Genomic DNA, 14995 nt, shown 5'->3' with positions numbered 1-14995 from the left:
GAGGACTTAACCAATTTGAATGTATGCTTACTGTTATCTAGTTTTGAGAGAACACTCTCAATGGTTTGGTGGCGATAGCGAAGAGGTCACACCCGTTCCCATGCCGAACACGGAAGTTAAGCTCTTCAGCGCCGATGGTAGTCGGGGGTTTCCCCCTGTGAGAGTAGGACGCCGCCAAGCTATCATTACGGTAAAGGCAGCTCATCATGAGCTGCCTTTTTTGTGTTTTTCTGCATACGTTATATAATATGAGAAACGTAACGATATGCCTTTTTGCAAAAGCAGGTTTTATGCTTGTGCAAAGTGGAAATAATAGAGATAGAGCGATACAGTTGAAAAATTTTGCGAAACACCTTATAGTAAGGTTAAAGTCAAATATAGTCAAAGTCAATGAAGGAGGGGGTTGAGTGGGACATAATATTTCTGACATCATTGAACAGTACTTGAAACAAGTATTAGATCAAAATGGCAAAGAAATTTTAGAGATCAAACGCAGTGAAATCGCTGATAAATTTCAATGTGTTCCTTCCCAAATAAATTATGTCATCAACACCAGATTTACAAGTGAAAGAGGATATATTGTTGAAAGTAAACGGGGAGGCGGCGGTTATATTCGTATTATCAAAATTAAAATGAATAACGAAGTCGTCCTCATCAATAATATTATTTCGCAGATTCATACCCACTTGTCCCAGGCAGCCTCTGATGACATTATTCTCAGACTGTTAGAGGACGGAGTTATTTCGGAAAGAGAAGCTAAAATGATGGTGAGTGTAATGGATCGTTCAGTTCTATATATTGATTTGCCCGAACGGGATGAACTAAGAGCCAGAATGATGAAAGCAATGCTCACATCTTTAAAACTAAAGTAAGCGGGTGAAAAGATTGATTTGTCAAGAATGCAATGAGAGACCGGCCACTTTTCACTTTACGAAAGTTGTTAATGGAGAAAAACAAGAAGTTCATATTTGTGAACAATGTGCAAAAGAAAATAGCGATTCATACAGTATAAGTGGAAACCAAGGGTTCTCGATCCATAATTTATTATCAGGGCTGCTGAATATGGAGTCTTCATTTCAAAACACCGGTTCTCAAATGTTCAGCTACTCAGAGCAAGGCACAGCTTGTAAGAAATGCGGTATGACGTTTCAGCAGCTGAGAAAAACAGGGCGTTTCGGCTGTGCGGAATGTTACGATACGTTCTACAGCCAAATTACGCCGATCTTGCGAAAAGTTCACAGCGGGAATACGGTGCATGCCGGGAAAATTCCAAAACGAATAGGCGGAAACCTGCATGTAAGACGGCAAATGGAAATGTTAAAAAAAGAACTTGAATCTTTAATACACCACGAAGAGTTTGAAAGAGCAGCGGAGGTCAGGGATCAGATCCGATCGTTAGAGCAGAAATTAAAAAGTAAAGACAGTGAGGGGGAACAAGGGTAATGTCGCTCAAGCATTTTATTCAGGACGCACTAAGCAATTGGATGAAGCAAAAGGGACCTGAAAGTGACATTGTACTCAGCAGCCGTATACGGTTGGCCCGAAACTTTGAAAATATAAAGTTTCCCGCCCGGTATACGAATGAAGAAGCCTCATCCATCATTCAGCAATTCGAAGATCATTTTTCAGGAAAAGAACTGCCTGATATCGGTCAATTTCATTTAATCAGAATGAGTGAAGCTCAGCCTTTGGAAAAACGGGTGCTGATGGAGAAACATCTGATCAGTCCTAATTTAACGGAATCTCCTTTTGGCGGCTGTTTGCTTTCTGAAAATGAAGAAGTCAGCATTATGTTAAATGAAGAAGATCATATCAGAATTCAATGCCTCTTCCCCGGCTTCCAGCTTCTCAATGCCATAAAAGCGGCAAACCAGGTTGATGACTGGATTGAGGAGAAAGTGGATTACGCCTTTGGAGAGAAGAGAGGGTACTTAACAAGCTGTCCTACAAATGTAGGGACGGGACTAAGGGCTTCAGTCATGATGCATTTGCCGGGCCTTGTATTAACTAGGCAAATGAATCGAATTATACCGGCAATTAACCAATTAGGTTTAGTTGTTAGAGGAATTTACGGTGAAGGCAGCGAAGCATTAGGAAATATCTTTCAAATTTCAAATCAAATCACACTCGGAAAATCAGAACAGGACATTGTAGATGATTTAAACAGTGTGGCTGCCCAGCTGATTGAGCAGGAACGTTCAGCCCGAGAAGCGCTTTACCAAACCTCGAAAATTGAATTGGAGGACCGGGTATTCAGGTCTTACGGTGTTTTATCCAACTGCCGTATGATTGAATCAAAGGAAACGGCGAAATGCCTTTCTGACGTTCGGCTGGGGATAGACCTGGGGATCATTAAAGGGCTATCAAGCAATATACTTAATGAACTGATGATTTTGACACAGCCGGGTTTTCTCCAGCAATATTCGGGCGGTGCATTACGGCCGAACGAAAGAGACGCGAGAAGAGCGGCTCTTATCAGGGAAAGGCTGCATTTAGAAATGAGTGCAAATAGACAGGAGGATGATTCGATATGATGTTTGGAAGGTTTACAGAGCGAGCTCAAAAGGTATTGGCACTGGCACAGGAAGAAGCACTGCGCTTAGGCCATAACAATATTGGAACTGAACATATCTTATTAGGTCTGGTTCGTGAAGGAGAAGGGATTGCGGCTAAAGCACTCCAAGCACTCGGACTCGGTTCGGATAAAATTCAGAAAGAAGTGGAGAGCTTAATCGGACGGGGACAGGAAATGTCTCAAACGATTCATTATACGCCAAGAGCAAAAAAAGTCATTGAGCTCAGCATGGATGAAGCCAGAAAGCTAGGACATTCTTATGTGGGAACAGAACACATACTTCTCGGACTGATTCGTGAAGGAGAAGGCGTGGCCGCGAGAGTTCTGAATAATCTCGGTGTCAGCTTGAATAAGGCGAGACAGCAAGTGCTGCAGCTTCTGGGAAGCAATGAGACGGGGTCTTCTGCATCCGGTACGAACAGCAATGCAAACACGCCGACGCTTGACAGCTTGGCGCGTGATTTAACTGCGATTGCGAAGGAAGACAGTCTTGATCCGGTTATCGGCCGAAGCAAAGAAATTCAGCGTGTTATTGAGGTATTAAGCCGCAGAACGAAGAATAACCCCGTTCTTATCGGAGAACCGGGTGTAGGTAAAACTGCGATTGCTGAAGGCCTCGCACAGCAGATCATCAATAATGAAGTGCCGGAAATTTTACGTGATAAACGCGTAATGACATTAGACATGGGTACGGTTGTAGCCGGTACGAAATACCGCGGAGAATTTGAAGACCGCTTGAAAAAAGTAATGGATGAAATACGTCAGGCCGGCAATATTATTTTATTCATTGACGAACTGCATACACTGATTGGAGCGGGGGGAGCAGAAGGTGCGATTGACGCATCGAATATCTTAAAACCTTCACTGGCCCGCGGAGAGCTCCAATGCATCGGTGCAACAACGCTTGATGAATACCGTAAATATATCGAAAAAGACGCCGCTCTGGAGCGCCGTTTCCAGCCGATTCAGGTGGATCAGCCGTCAGCCGATGAAAGCATTCAAATTTTAAAAGGGCTCCGTGACCGCTATGAAGCGCATCACCGCGTATCCATTACCGATGAAGCGATTGAAGCGGCGGTAAAATTGTCCGACCGTTATATTTCTGACCGCTTCCTTCCGGATAAAGCGATCGATTTAATTGATGAAGCGGGTTCAAAAGTGCGTCTCCGTTCTTTCACAACGCCTCCGAACTTAAAAGAGCTTGAGCAGAAACTCGATGAAGTTCGCAAGGAAAAAGACGCTGCCGTTCAGAGCCAGGAGTTTGAAAAAGCGGCTTCTCTTCGTGATACGGAGCAGCGCCTGAGAGAACAGGTGGAAGACACGAAAAAAACGTGGAAAGAAAAACAAGGCCAGGAGAACTCCGAAGTTTCTGTAGAGGATATCGCAATGGTTGTATCCAGCTGGACCGGGGTGCCTGTATCTAAAATTGCTCAAACGGAAACAGATAAGCTTCTCAATATGGAAAGCATTCTGCACTCCCGCGTCATCGGCCAGGATGAAGCTGTTGTAGCCGTTGCAAAGGCTGTCAGACGTGCAAGAGCCGGTCTGAAGGACCCGAAACGCCCGATTGGTTCATTCATCTTCTTAGGCCCTACAGGCGTTGGGAAGACAGAGCTGGCACGAGCGCTGGCGGAATCCATTTTCGGTGATGAAGAAGCGATGATCAGAGTGGATATGTCCGAATACATGGAGAAACATTCGACTTCACGTCTTGTCGGTTCTCCTCCGGGATATGTCGGCTATGATGAAGGCGGCCAGCTGACAGAAAAAGTGAGAAGAAAACCTTACTCTGTCGTACTGCTTGATGAAATTGAAAAAGCGCACCCTGATGTGTTTAACATACTCCTGCAAGTGCTTGAAGACGGACGCTTGACTGATTCAAAAGGACGCACTGTGGATTTCCGCAACACGATCCTGATTATGACGTCAAACGTCGGAGCGAGCGAGCTGAAACGCAACAAATATGTGGGCTTCAATGTGCAGGATGAATCACAAAACCATAAAGACATGAAAGACAAAGTCATGGGAGAGCTGAAGCGTGCCTTCAGACCTGAGTTTATCAACCGGATTGACGAAATTATCGTCTTCCACTCCCTTGAGAAAAAACACCTTACAGACATAGTGTCGCTTATGTCTGATCAGTTAACAAAACGTCTGAAAGAACAAGATCTCTCTATCGAGCTGACGGATGCTGCAAAAGCAAAAGTGGCAGAAGAGGGCGTCGATTTGGAATACGGCGCACGTCCGTTAAGAAGAGCGATTCAAAAGCATGTGGAGGACCGGTTATCAGAAGAACTCCTCAGAGGCAATATTGATAAAGGCCAGCACATTGTTCTTGATGTTGAGGACGGCGAATTTGTCGTAAAAACAACTGCTAAAACGAACTAATATAGTGACAAACATGAGGCATACGTAAGTAAGTGTATGCCTCACTTTGTTATATAGAGAAATATTCGATAAGGAAGAGGTCTTACAACATATATGGCTAAATCAAAAACAAAATTCATCTGCCACTCATGCGGATATGAATCCGCAAAATGGATGGGAAAGTGCCCGGGCTGCGGGGCTTGGAATACAATGGTGGAAGAAACCATAAAAAAAGCGCCGGCGAATCGGCGGGCGGCTTTCTCCCACTCCGTTCAAACCGTCCAGAAACCATCACCCATTTCATCAATTGAAACATCGGAAGAACCCCGCGTCCAAACAAAGCTCGAAGAATTCAACAGAGTGCTTGGCGGCGGCGTTGTGAAAGGCTCGTTAGTATTAATCGGCGGCGATCCCGGGATCGGAAAATCAACGCTCCTTCTCCAAGTATCCGCACAATTAGCAGATACGGCTGGCAGCGTGCTTTACATTTCAGGGGAAGAATCCGTGAAGCAAACGAAGCTGCGCGCCGACAGACTTGGAATCAACAGCCAAATGTTACATGTTTTATCTGAAACCGATATGGAGTATATTTCGTCTGCTATACAAGAGATGAAACCCGCATTTGTTGTCGTAGACTCCATTCAGACCGTTTACCAAAGTGATATCACCTCAGCTCCCGGCAGTGTATCACAAGTAAGAGAGTGTACGGCCGAATTGATGAAAATCGCGAAAACAAACGGCATACCTATTTTTATCGTCGGGCACGTCACAAAAGAAGGATCGATCGCAGGGCCGAGATTGCTTGAGCACATGGTCGATACCGTTCTATACTTTGAAGGAGAGCGGCACCATACATTCCGTATTTTGCGGGCCGTAAAAAACCGTTTCGGCTCCACAAATGAAATGGGCATCTTTGAAATGCGGGAAGAGGGGCTTACGGAAGTGCTGAACCCTTCTGAAATTTTCTTGGAAGAGCGTTCTGCCGGGGCATCGGGTTCGAGTATCGTTGCGTCAATGGAAGGAACGAGACCGATCCTGGTTGAAATCCAGGCGCTCATATCACCGACCAGTTTTGGAAACCCGCGCCGCATGGCTACAGGCATTGACCACAACAGGGTATCGTTAATTATGGCTGTGCTTGAGAAGCGGGTGGGTCTTTTGCTTCAAAATCAAGATGCGTATTTAAAGGTCGCCGGCGGGGTCAAACTGGATGAACCGGCGATTGATTTGGCAGTAGCCGTCAGCATTGCCTCAAGCTTCAGAGATACACCGCCGAATCCCGCAGATTGCTTTATCGGTGAAGTGGGTCTGACAGGAGAAGTCCGCAGGGTGTCAAGAATCGAACAGCGCGTAAAAGAAGCGGCAAAACTCGGCTTCAAGCGCATGATTATACCTGAGGCGAATGCAGACGGGTGGACAATACCAAAAGGGATTGAGGTTGTCGGAGTAGCAAATGTTGCAGAAGCGCTTCGTACTTCATTAGGAGGATCATAATAGATGGAAAAAGAGAAAAAAGGGGCGAAACAAGAGCTTGACCTGTCTGCAATTCTGCAGTTCGTTGCACCGGGCACCCCGCTCAGAGCCGGGATAGAGAATGTACTTCGGGCAAATACAGGCGGCCTGATTGTTGTCGGATACAATGATAAGGTAAAGCAAGTCGTGGATGGCGGTTTTCATATTAATACATCATTTGCGCCCGCTCACTTATACGAGCTGGCCAAAATGGACGGTGCCATTATTTTAAGTGATTCCGGCCAGAAAATTCTTTATGCGAATACGCAGCTTATGCCGGAGGCGACCATTTCTTCTTCAGAAACGGGAATGAGGCACCGTACGGCGGAACGGGTGGCGAAGCAGACCGGCTGTCTCGTCATCGCCATTTCTGAGCGCAGAAATGTCATTACGTTATATCAGGACAGCATGAAGTACACACTAAAGGACATAGGTTTTATTTTAACAAAGGCAAATCAGGCCATTCAAACGCTTGAGAAGTATAAAACCATTTTAGACAAAACGATTACGGCTTTAAACGCATTAGAGTTTGAGGAGCTTGTGACATTCAGTGACGTGCTGTCCGTCATGCATCGATATGAAATGGTGCTCCGAATAAAAAATGAAATCAATATGTATATTAAAGAACTCGGAACGGAAGGCCACTTAATCCGTCTGCAGGTGATTGAACTGATTACGGACATGGAAGAAGAGGCGGCACTTTTCATCAAAGACTATGTCAAAGAAAAAATCAAAGATCCGTTCGTGCTGTTAAAAGAGCTTCAGGATATGTCCAGCTATGATCTGCTTGATGATTCCATTCTGTTTAAGCTGCTTGGATATCCGGCTTCTACCAATCTTGATGATTATGTGCTCCCGAGAGGATACAGGCTGCTGAACAAAATTCCGCGTCTGCCGATGCCGATTGTTGAAAATGTGGTTGAGGCGTTCGGATTTTTGCCAAGCATAACGGAAGCCACTGTAGAAGAGCTTGATGATGTTGAGGGTATCGGCGAAGTGCGCGCCAAAAAAATCAAAAAAGGCTTAAAACGCCTTCAGGAAAAACACTATATAGATAGACAGCTTTAAGAATCGCTTAAACCTGTCGGAATCCGGGTATATTATTGTTAGTTTTTGTTTATTCTGAATTTGTAGGCTCTGACAGTCTGCTGAAAAAATGCTACTTAAAAGGAGGTGGAGGTATGTTAAAACGAATAGTTCAGGCGTTCTTCATTATTGTGGGCGGCGTTGTCGGTATCTTTTTAATACCTGAATTGTTTGTGCTGTCAAATATACAGGACATACCTTTAATAACAAACGCATATACGTCTGCTGCAATTGGTGCTATTATCTTTTTTCTCATCAGTATATGGACGACAGAATATGTGATTAATTGGGTAAAATGGATTGAAGATTCTTTGCTGAGAGCTCCGGTGCCGGATCTGTTATTCGGGAGTCTCGGATTGGTTTTTGGACTTATCATCGCATATCTCATTGTAAACGTGATTCCGCTGGACAATATTCCGTACCGTATATTCAGCACCATCATTCCGGTCTTTCTGGCTTTCTTTCTCGGTTACCTGGGCTTCCAAGTCGGATTTAAGAAAAAGGATGAACTGATCAGTCTTTTCTCCATTTCTGCAAGAATGCAGAAGAAAAAGGGAAGTGCTGATGAGGAGCAGGAGGAACAGGATAAAAGGCTGAAAATCTTGGATACAAGTGTTATTATTGATGGGAGAATTGCAGATATTTGTCAGACGGGCTTTTTAGAAGGCGTCATTGTCATTCCTCAATTTGTGCTGGAGGAATTACAGCATATCGCTGATTCTTCAGATGTTTTAAAACGTAACAGAGGGCGCCGCGGACTGGATATCTTGAATCGCATTCAAAAGGAACTGGATATTACGGTTGAAATTTATGAAGGCGACTTCGAAGACATTCAGGAGGTTGACAGCAAGCTTGTCAAACTTGCGAAGCTGACATCCGGCGTCGTTGTGACGAATGATTTTAATTTAAATAAAGTATGTGAGCTTCAGAAGGTTGCGGTACTGAATATTAATGACCTTGCAAACGCGGTGAAGCCGGTTGTGCTTCCGGGCGAAGAGATGAATGTGCAGGTGATTAAGGACGGGAAAGAGCATAATCAAGGTGTGGCTTACTTGGATGACGGGACGATGATTGTTGTGGAAGAAGGCCGCAATTATATAGGGAAACATATTGATGTGCTCGTAACCAGCGTACTGCAGACAGCGGCGGGACGAATGATTTTTGCCAAGCCCAAGCTGCTTGAGAAAGCTCTTTAAGAGGGAGTTCATATGGAGTATGTTGTCGTTATTCCGGCTGCCGGACAAGGAAAACGGATGAAGGCCGGGAAAAATAAGCTGTTCATCAGCTTAAAAGGTGCACCTGTTATTATACACACACTGCGGGTTTTTGAAAGCCACGCACCCTGTCAGAAAATAATCCTGGTGATAAACGAGAGTGAACGGGAAGATTTTCGACAGCTGCTGGCCCAATTTCCGATTCAGACGGAAATTGAGCTTGTTACCGGGGGTGCGGAGCGTCAGCACAGTGTATACGAAGGACTGAAAGTGATTGATAAGGAATCGGTCGTCCTTGTTCATGACGGAGCGCGCCCGTTTGTCAAACATCAGCATATCGATAAGCTCGTGGAAACAGCAGAGGAGGCGGGAGCGGCTGTCCTGGCTGTTCCTGTGAAAGACACGATAAAACGGGCGGAAGGCTCCCGGGTTGCGGAGACCTTTGATCGTTCAAGCTTGTGGGCCGTTCAAACGCCGCAGGCTTTTCGTCTTTCTTTATTGAAGACGGCGCATATGGAAGCGGAAAACAAAGGCTTCTTAGGGACGGATGACGCCAGCCTCGTCGAGCGTCTTGATGGATATCAGGTGAGTATCGTTGAAGGCAGCTATACCAATATTAAGCTGACAACGCCGGATGACCTGATATTTGCGGAAGCAATCATGAAAGCGGAAAGTGGGAATCATAATGTTTAGAATCGGACAAGGATTTGATGTGCATCAATTAACGGAAGGCCGTCCTCTCATCATCGGCGGAATTGAAATTCCTTATGAAAAGGGGCTGCTCGGACATTCAGATGCTGATGTATTGCTGCATACAGTCGCAGACGCGTGTCTCGGAGCGGCAGGTGAAGGAGATATCGGCAAGCATTTCCCGGATACTGATCCGGAATTCAAGGATGCGGACTCTTTTAAGCTGCTTCAGCATGTCTGGAACATTGTAAAAGAAAAAGGGTACGTACTCGGAAATATAGACTGCACGATTATTGCGCAAAAGCCGAAAATGGCGCCGCATATTGATGCTATGAGAAAACGGATAGCGGAAGGCCTTGAGGCGGACGTCTCTCAAGTAAACGTAAAAGCGACGACGACAGAAAAGCTCGGGTTTACCGGAAGAGCCGAAGGAATTGCCGCTCAGGCGACCGTTCTGATCCAAAAAGCCTGATCATTGTTTTGATGCCCGGTCTATTTGGTGGTAGAATAGATACATATATTCGGCTAGAGGCTACAGACGAGATGAAAGGAAGTATTTGAACATGGGAAATGAAGTACGCGTTCGTTATGCACCGAGTCCGACCGGACATTTGCATATCGGTAACGCCAGAACGGCGCTTTTTAACTATTTATTTGCCCGCAGCCAAGGCGGAAAGTTTATTATCCGGATTGAGGATACGGACAAAAAGCGAAATATTGAAGGCGGAGAGCAAAGCCAGCTCAACTATTTGAAATGGCTCGGCATGGACTGGGATGAAAGTGTGGATATCGGCGGAGAATACGGCCCGTACCGCCAGTCTGAGCGTAACGACATTTACAAAAAGTACTATGAAGAGCTTCTTGAAAAAGGGCTTGCTTATAAATGTTTCTGTACGGAAGAAGAACTTGAGAAAGAACGTGAAGAGCAAATCGCCCGCGGTGAAATGCCGCGCTATTCCGGCAAACACAGAAACCTGACTCAGGAAGAGCAGGAGCAGTTTTTAGCCGAAGGCAGACAGCCGAGCATCCGTTTCCGCGTGCCGGAAGGGAAAATCATCGCATTTAACGATATCGTAAAAGGCGAGATTTCTTTTGAATCAGACGGCATCGGCGACTTTGTCATCGTCAAAAAAGACGGAACACCGACGTATAACTTTGCCGTCGCGATTGACGATTACTTAATGAAAATGACGCACGTGCTCCGCGGTGAGGATCACATTTCAAATACACCGAAACAGATCATGATTTTCCAGGCATTCGGCTGGGATGTTCCTGTCTTCGGACATATGACGCTTATCGTAAACGAAAGCCGCAAAAAATTAAGTAAACGTGATGAATCAATTATCCAGTTTATTGAGCAGTATGATGAGCTGGGTTACCTGCCTGAAGCGCTGTTTAACTTTATCGGACTTCTCGGCTGGTCTCCCGTCGGTGAAGAAGAGCTTTTCACAAGAGAACAATTCATTGAAATTTTTGATGTAAATCGTTTGTCTAAGTCACCGGCTCTGTTTGATATGCATAAACTGAAATGGGTCAACAACCAATACGTCAAAGCGCTGGATCTTGATCAAGTGGTTGAGCTGACCCTGCCGCACCTGCAAAAAGCAGGAAAAGTCGGCACTGAGCTTTCTGCCGAGGAGCAGGAATGGGTTCGTAAATTAATTTCTCTTTACCATGAGCAATTGAGCTACGGCGCTGAAATTGTCGAGCTGACTGATTTGTTCTTTAAAGATGAGATCGAGTATAATCAAGAGGCAAAAGCCGTTCTGGAAGAGGAACAGGTGCCTGAAGTGCTCAGCGTATTTGCTGCGAAGCTTGAAAAGCTTGAAGAATTTACGCCTGAGCTGATCAAAGCCTCAATCAAAGCTGTTCAGAAAGAAACAGGTCATAAAGGCAAAAAGCTGTTCATGCCGATTCGTGTAGCGGTTACCGGTCAGACACACGGTCCTGAGCTTCCGCAGGCCATTGAGCTGATCGGCAGAGAAACAGCCGTCAGACGCCTGAAAAGCATTTAAATATACGATTGTTGACAGGGAAGAGTATAAAACAATGACCATTACAGAAAGAATCTTCATCGGCTGAGAGAGATTCATGCGTCATGTTTTAGAAGTGCGCCCTTAAGACCTTTGAAGAACATTTCTGCGGAAATCAGTATTTAAAGGCGGCCGCCGCCGTTACCGGCTTTTAAGTTGGGAAAACAGTGACTTGTTTTTCAAACAGAGTGGAACCGCGCGGTAAAAGCGTCTCTGTCATGTTTACATGCAGAGGCGCTTTTTTTATAGGCGGAAAAACAGACTGGAGCGGGGAGAGAATGGGGGGAAGCATGTGTTTTTTAAAATGCTAAAAGAAGACATAGATACAGTGTTCGATCAAGATCCGGCAGCAAGAAGCTATTTCGAAGTTGTTTTAACTTATTCTGGTTTACATGCTATATGGGCGCATCGGATTGCACATGCTTTATATAAACGGAGATTTTTCTTCCTGGCGCGCCTGATATCACAGATTGCCCGTTTCTTTACCGGAATTGAAATCCATCCCGGCGCGACCATCGGGAGAAGGTTTTTCATTGACCACGGTATGGGGGTCGTCATAGGGGAAACATGTGAAATCGGCAATAACGTGACGGTATTCCAAGGTGTCACTCTCGGGGGAACGGGAAAAGAAAAGGGGAAGCGGCATCCGACCATAAAAGATGATGCTTTAATTGCAACCGGAGCGAAGGTGCTCGGCTCTATTACGGTCGGGCAGGGTTCTAAAGTAGGGGCCGGCTCCGTTGTGCTTCGTGATGTTCCCGACTTTTCGACCGTTGTCGGCATACCGGGGAAAGTCGTCATTCAGAACGGAAGAAAAATCAAACGCGATCTCAATCACCAAGACTTGCCCGATCCGGTTGCTGACCGGTTTAGAGCATTGGAGCAGCAGATTTTTGAACTGCAGGCTGAACTGGAAGATAAAAAAGAAAGGATCAACCAAAAATGACCATTACACTTTATAATACATTGACACGGAAAAAGGAAACATTCGTTCCTCTTGAGGAAGGCAAAGTAAAAATGTACGTGTGCGGACCGACTGTATACAACTATATTCATATCGGAAACGCCCGTCCGGCGATTGTGTATGATACCGTACGCAACTATTTAGAGTATAAAGGATACGATGTTCAATACGTATCGAATTTCACCGATGTTGACGACAAACTGATTAAGGCGGCCAACGAGCTCGGTGAGGACGTCCCGACCGTTTCTGAACGGTTCATTAAAGCGTATTTTGAAGACGTGGGGGCCCTCGGATGCCGGAAAGCGGATCTTCACCCCCGGGTCATGGAAAATATGGACGCCATTATTGAATTTGTCAGCGAGCTGATTAAAAAAGGCTACGCTTATGAATCAGAAGGCGACGTCTATTTCAAAACAAGAGCCTTCGAAGGCTACGGAAAGCTATCTCAGCAATCAATTGATGAACTCAGATCAGGCGCGCGTATCCGTGTCGGCGAGAAGAAAGAGGATGCGCTGGACTTTGCTCTTTGGAAAGCTGCTAAGGACGGAGAAATTTCATGGGATAGCCCTTGGGGAAAAGGCCGCCCGGGCTGGCATATTGAATGCTCCGCAATGGTGAAAAAGTATTTGGGTGACGAAATCGATATTCATGCCGGCGGTCAGGACCTGACATTCCCGCACCATGAAAACGAAATCGCCCAATCTGAAGCATTAACAGGCAAGACATTCGCAAAATACTGGCTTCACAACGGATATATCAATATCGATAATGAGAAAATGTCAAAATCGCTCGGCAACTTTGTTTTGGTGCACGATATCATTAAGCAATATGACCCGCAGCTTTTGAGATTTTTCATGCTGTCCGTTCATTACCGCCACCCGATCAACTATTCGGAAGAGCTGCTTGAGAAAACAAAAAACGCGTTTAACCGCCTGAAGACGGCCTACAGTAATTTAAACCATCGTTTGATTAGCAGCACGAATCTGACTGACAATGATGAGGAATGGCTCGCTAAAATCGAAGAGCACCGCACTGCGTTTGAAGAAGCAATGGATGATGATTTTAATACGGCGAATGCGATTTCCGTTTGGTTTGATCTGGCGAAGCTCGCCAATTACTACATGCAGGAAGACAATACGGCGGATCACGTCATTAAAGCCTTTATCAGCATGTTTGACAGAATCGGATCTGTTCTCGGACTTACGCTCGGCGAAGAAGAGCTTGTCGACGAAGAGATTGAAGAGTTGATTGAGAAGAGAAATGAAGCCCGCCGCAATCGCGATTTTGCTTTGTCAGACCAGATTCGCGATCAGCTGAAAAGCATGAATATCATTCTTGAAGATACGGCCCAGGGAACTCGCTGGAAGCGGGGAGAGTAAGCGGATGCTTCAATTTGAACAAATCAAAGATTCAAAGCAGTTAAACGGTCTTGCGCTCGCTTATATGGGTGATGCCATTTTTGAAATATACGTCCGGCATCACCTGCTTAAGCAGGGCTTTACGAAACCGAATGACCTTCATAAGAAGGCGAGCCGGATTGTATCGGCAAAATCACAGGCAGACATATTGTTCCGCCTTCAGGACGAATCCTTTTTCACGGAGGAAGAGGAAGCCGTGCTGAGAAGAGGCAGAAACGCGAAATCAGGGACGACGCCTAAAAACACAGATGTACAGACGTACCGCCATAGTACAGCTTTTGAGGCTTTACTCGGATACCTTTTTCTTGAGAAAAGAGAAGAAAGACTGAATCAGCTGATTGCTGAGGCTATACAAGTCGGGACGTCAGGGAGGAAAACAAATGAGTCAGCAACATGATTACGTCATAGGAAAAAACGCTGTGATTGAGACGTTAAAGTCAGATCGCAAGCTGTATAAGTTATGGATGGCGGAAAACACAGTAAAAGGACAGGCGCAGCAAGTTATGGAGCTTGCTAAAAAGCGCGGCGTCACCATTCAATTTGTACCGAGGAAAAAACTCGATCAGATGGTGGAGGGGCAGCATCAGGGTGTTGTCGCCCAGGTGGCGGCATATGAATATGCACAATTAGACGAATTATATAAAAGAGCGGAAGAGAGAAACGAACAGCCTTTCTTTCTCATATTGGACGAGCTGGAAGACCCTCATAATCTCGGTTCCATCATGAGAACGGCTGACGCTGTCGGTGCACACGGCATCGTGATTCCGAAACGCAGAGCGGTCGGACTGACTTCGACGGTCGCAAAAGCTTCGACCGGTGCGATTGAACACATTCCCGTCGTGAAGGTGACCAACCTTGCCCGGACACTTGATGAAATGAAGGAGCGGGGGATTTGGGTCGTCGGAACGGATGCATCCGCCCGGGAAGACTACCGCTCTATGGACGGCAAGATGCCTTTGGCGCTCGTTATCGGAAGCGAAGGCAGAGGAATGGGCCGGCTTGTGAAAGAGAAATGTGATTTTCTCATTAAGCTTCCGATGGCCGGAAAAGTCACGTCTCTGAATGCGTCGGTAGCGGCCGGCCTTCTCATGTATGAAGTCTACCGGAAGCGCAATCCTTTAGGGGAATGAAGACAG

The 14995-nt window shown here is 45.7% G+C and carries 14 protein-coding genes, 2 rRNA genes and 1 other annotated feature (1 of these 17 running past the window's edge); all 16 genes read left to right on the top strand.

The genetic code is table 11. From position 1 onward, the window contains the following. Positions 1-14 (top strand): 23S ribosomal RNA (locus tag ABK447_RS20330); it begins 2916 nt to the left of the window's first position. Positions 15-64: 50 nt separating this feature from the next. Then, positions 65-180 (top strand): 5S ribosomal RNA (gene rrf / locus ABK447_RS20325). Between the two features lie 227 nt (positions 181-407). Next, on the top strand, positions 408-872 hold the full coding sequence (gene ctsR, locus ABK447_RS20320; RefSeq protein WP_003156396.1) for a transcriptional regulator CtsR: 465 nt from the start codon (positions 408-410) through the stop codon (positions 870-872). A 13-nt stretch (positions 873-885) separates the two neighbouring features. Continuing rightward, positions 886-1443: a UvrB/UvrC motif-containing protein gene (locus ABK447_RS20315; protein WP_025284097.1), complete on the top strand. Its 558-nt coding sequence runs from the start codon at positions 886-888 to the stop codon at positions 1441-1443. Then, positions 1443-2534: a protein arginine kinase gene (locus ABK447_RS20310; protein WP_003156398.1), complete on the top strand. Its 1092-nt coding sequence runs from the start codon at positions 1443-1445 to the stop codon at positions 2532-2534. Before ABK447_RS20315 ends, ABK447_RS20310 begins: the two co-directional genes overlap by 1 nt. Further along, a complete protein-coding gene (clpC, locus tag ABK447_RS20305; protein WP_007410388.1) occupies positions 2531-4963 on the top strand; it encodes an ATP-dependent protease ATP-binding subunit ClpC in 2433 nt (810 codons plus the stop codon). The genes ABK447_RS20310 and clpC overlap by 4 nt, the downstream gene beginning before the upstream one ends. Positions 4964-5056: 93 nt before the next feature. Next, on the top strand, positions 5057-6436 hold the full coding sequence (gene radA / locus ABK447_RS20300; protein ID WP_015239037.1) for a DNA repair protein RadA: 1380 nt from the start codon (positions 5057-5059) through the stop codon (positions 6434-6436). A gap of 3 nt (positions 6437-6439) precedes the next feature. Beyond that, the gene (gene disA, locus ABK447_RS20295) at positions 6440-7522 is read left to right on the top strand and encodes a DNA integrity scanning diadenylate cyclase DisA (protein ID WP_007410390.1); all 1083 of its coding nucleotides are present in this window, start codon (positions 6440-6442) and stop codon (positions 7520-7522) included. Positions 7523-7635: 113 nt separating this feature from the next. Next, positions 7636-8736 (top strand): PIN/TRAM domain-containing protein, encoded by a 1101-nt coding sequence (locus ABK447_RS20290; protein WP_003156403.1) that lies wholly within the window; start codon positions 7636-7638, stop codon positions 8734-8736. A 12-nt stretch (positions 8737-8748) separates the two neighbouring features. Further along, positions 8749-9447: a 2-C-methyl-D-erythritol 4-phosphate cytidylyltransferase gene (gene ispD / locus ABK447_RS20285; protein WP_197200203.1), complete on the top strand. Its 699-nt coding sequence runs from the start codon at positions 8749-8751 to the stop codon at positions 9445-9447. Further along, positions 9440-9916, top strand: a complete 477-nt coding sequence (gene ispF / locus ABK447_RS20280) for a 2-C-methyl-D-erythritol 2,4-cyclodiphosphate synthase (protein ID WP_003156407.1) — start codon at positions 9440-9442, stop codon at positions 9914-9916. The genes ispD and ispF overlap by 8 nt, the downstream gene beginning before the upstream one ends. Before the next feature lie 91 nt (positions 9917-10007). Beyond that, positions 10008-11459 carry a glutamate--tRNA ligase gene (gene gltX / locus ABK447_RS20275; RefSeq protein WP_197200204.1) on the top strand — a complete coding sequence of 484 codons (1452 nt, stop codon included), beginning with the start codon at positions 10008-10010 and terminating at the stop codon, positions 11457-11459. Between the two features lie 2 nt (positions 11460-11461). After that, positions 11462-11695 (top strand) — a binding site (T-box leader). Between the two features lie 74 nt (positions 11696-11769). Further along, a complete protein-coding gene (gene cysE, locus ABK447_RS20270) occupies positions 11770-12423 on the top strand; it encodes a serine O-acetyltransferase (RefSeq protein WP_003156410.1) in 654 nt (217 codons plus the stop codon). Beyond that, the gene (cysS, locus tag ABK447_RS20265) at positions 12420-13820 is read left to right on the top strand and encodes a cysteine--tRNA ligase (protein ID WP_003156411.1); all 1401 of its coding nucleotides are present in this window, start codon (positions 12420-12422) and stop codon (positions 13818-13820) included. Before cysE ends, cysS begins: the two co-directional genes overlap by 4 nt. A gap of 4 nt (positions 13821-13824) precedes the next feature. Next, entirely contained in the window at positions 13825-14256 is a 432-nt protein-coding gene (locus tag ABK447_RS20260; RefSeq protein WP_003156412.1) for a Mini-ribonuclease 3, read from the top strand. Continuing rightward, positions 14240-14989: a 23S rRNA (guanosine(2251)-2'-O)-methyltransferase RlmB gene (rlmB, locus tag ABK447_RS20255; protein ID WP_003156413.1), complete on the top strand. Its 750-nt coding sequence runs from the start codon at positions 14240-14242 to the stop codon at positions 14987-14989. The genes ABK447_RS20260 and rlmB overlap by 17 nt, the downstream gene beginning before the upstream one ends. The last annotated feature ends 6 nt before the right edge of the window (positions 14990-14995 follow it).

This window comes from Bacillus sp. hwrm1, assembly GCF_040207805.1.
GTDB classification, from domain to species: domain Bacteria; phylum Bacillota; class Bacilli; order Bacillales; family Bacillaceae; genus Bacillus; species Bacillus velezensis.
This window is presented reverse-complemented; position numbering and strand designations above follow the sequence as displayed.

Coding starts and splice junctions, on each gene's coding strand:
- ABK447_RS20310 (WP_003156398.1), top strand. CDS start 1,443: ATGTCGCTCAAGCATTTTATTCAGGACGCACTAAGCAATTGGATGAAG.
- clpC (WP_007410388.1), top strand. CDS start 2,531: ATGATGTTTGGAAGGTTTACAGAGCGAGCTCAAAAGGTATTGGCACTG.
- radA (WP_015239037.1), top strand. CDS start 5,057: ATGGCTAAATCAAAAACAAAATTCATCTGCCACTCATGCGGATATGAA.
- disA (WP_007410390.1), top strand. CDS start 6,440: ATGGAAAAAGAGAAAAAAGGGGCGAAACAAGAGCTTGACCTGTCTGCA.
- ABK447_RS20290 (WP_003156403.1), top strand. CDS start 7,636: ATGTTAAAACGAATAGTTCAGGCGTTCTTCATTATTGTGGGCGGCGTT.
- ispD (WP_197200203.1), top strand. CDS start 8,749: ATGGAGTATGTTGTCGTTATTCCGGCTGCCGGACAAGGAAAACGGATG.
- ispF (WP_003156407.1), top strand. CDS start 9,440: ATGTTTAGAATCGGACAAGGATTTGATGTGCATCAATTAACGGAAGGC.
- gltX (WP_197200204.1), top strand. CDS start 10,008: ATGGGAAATGAAGTACGCGTTCGTTATGCACCGAGTCCGACCGGACAT.
- cysS (WP_003156411.1), top strand. CDS start 12,420: ATGACCATTACACTTTATAATACATTGACACGGAAAAAGGAAACATTC.
- ABK447_RS20260 (WP_003156412.1), top strand. CDS start 13,825: ATGCTTCAATTTGAACAAATCAAAGATTCAAAGCAGTTAAACGGTCTT.
- rlmB (WP_003156413.1), top strand. CDS start 14,240: ATGAGTCAGCAACATGATTACGTCATAGGAAAAAACGCTGTGATTGAG.